Here is a 1,990-nt window from a genome sequence, read left to right as displayed (position 1 = left end):
CATAGATCCCGTCGACATAGGTGGAGCGGAACTTGATCGGCGCCGCCCCCGGGGCCGGCACCAAAAAGCCCTCACCTTTGTGCTCTTTACCCGACTCGATGTGATAGGCGTCCTCAACACCGATGATCTGCCGCGACACGCTCGGGGAAGCGACCTTCAACCCGATCCGATACGAGGTGTTCTTGTCGATGTCTTTGATCTTGCCGACATCCAAAGTCTGCGACGCGAACAGAATATGAATCCGGAACGAACGCCCCTTGCGGGCCACATAATCGAACAACTCCGCATACTCGGGGTGATCGGCCAGCATCAACGTGAACTCATCGGCCACGATGAACAACGTCGGGATCGGCGCCAGATCATGACCGGCCGCGATCGCCGCCTCATACTCAGTCACCGAGTTAAACGCACTGCCCTGCACCCGCCGGCCGGCCTCGCGCAGCAACAACTCCCGCCGCGCCACCTCACCACGCAAGGTGTCGGCGAACCGATCGGCCAACGAGCGCTTCTCGGCCATGTTCGAGATCACCGCCACCACCTGCGGGAAATGCCGGAAAATGTCCGCGCCGGCCTCGCCCTTGAAGTCGGCGTAGATCACAATCAACCGATCCGCCGAATGCGTGGTCAACAACGACAACAGGATCGACATCAACGTCTGCGACTTACCCGAGCCGGTCATACCGATCATCAACCCGTGCGGGCCCATCCCGCCCTCGGCCTCATCCTTGAGATCGAAGTACAACGGCTCACCGGTCGCAGTCACCCCGATCGGGACCCGCAACTCCTCCTCACGACTGCGCGGGGCCCACAACGCCGGCACATCCAACCGCGAAGCATCAGCGATCCCCAACAACGTGGTGAACGTCGCCCCCCGCGTGCCCGCCGACCGCAACCCGGCATGGGTGGGATTGGAATCCCAACGCGACAGCCGCCGCGCCACATGCGCAGCATCAGCTGCCCCCAACGCGTCCGCGGCATCGACATACCGCACCCAGCCCGCCGCGCCCTGCCACCGATCCAACGCCACCCCACCGGCAGTCAGGCGCAGGATCGGGCGCTCAGGATCGGCGTACTGCTCACGATGCGGCGCCACCACCGCCCGCTGCACCACCGTCACCCCGGCCCGCGCGGCCCCCAACACCGAACCCGCCACATCGAAATCCGAGTCATCGACAATGACCAACAGATGCCGGGCCGTCTCCCCGGCCTCACCGGTGAAAGGCCCACGCGAGGCCAACTCCGGGCCCAACAACCCCACCAACTCCTCGGCAGACGAGGCCAAGTAGCGGGCTGGGCCCACCCCATCGACAGAGCCGGCGATATCGGCGTGCGGCAACCACTTCAACCACGACCACGCCGGCGACTCCAACTCCGGTGACGCCAACGCCACCCCCAACACCGTCGGGTCATGCCAAGTCACCGCCTGCACCACCCACGCCCGCAACGCCGCCCGCACCTCATCAGCGCCGTCATCGCCCTCACCGAGCACCGTCACCCGCGACAACTTGCCCACATCCACACCCACCGGCACATCCCGCACCGTGCGCTGAGTGTCGAGCAGGCTGCGCAACGCACTGTGCGAGACCGGCTCCAGATCAATCTCATCGGCGATATCGGCCACCCGCACCGCACTGGCCAACGGCACCGCATGCCGGCCCACCCGCACCACCAGGAAATCCTCGTCGTGCGGATCGCGCTCCCACTGCCGCCGCGAACCCGGCACCGCCACCAAATCCACCGGATCCGGATGCGACCACTGCGCCGCCGCCCGCTGCTTAGCCGCAGCACCGCGAATGTTGTCCCGAACCACCGACAGATACCGCAGATAATCGGCCCGCTCGGCATCGATCTCCACGGTGCGCGTCTTCTTATCCCCGCCCCGATAAATCCCGGCCGCCGCCACCAACAACGCAAACGGGAAGAACAACATCACCGGAGACACCAACCGCATCCCCGTCGCGACCATGGCAATCACCATGCCCACAATCAA

At 65.1% G+C, this 1,990-nt stretch carries 1 protein-coding gene; it reads right to left on the bottom strand.

The features are described 5' to 3' along the window. Positions 1-1,990, bottom strand: a 1,990-nt coding sequence (gene eccCa / locus LI92_RS21055) for a type VII secretion protein EccCa (protein WP_046322408.1), incomplete at both ends; no start/stop codon positions are given.

The organism is Mycobacterium sp. UM_Kg1, from assembly GCF_000972925.1.
In the GTDB taxonomy this organism is placed as follows: Bacteria; Actinomycetota; Actinomycetes; order Mycobacteriales; family Mycobacteriaceae; genus Mycobacterium; species Mycobacterium hiberniae.
Note: the sequence above shows the minus strand (reverse complement) of the source record. Positions and strands in the feature narration are given on the sequence as shown.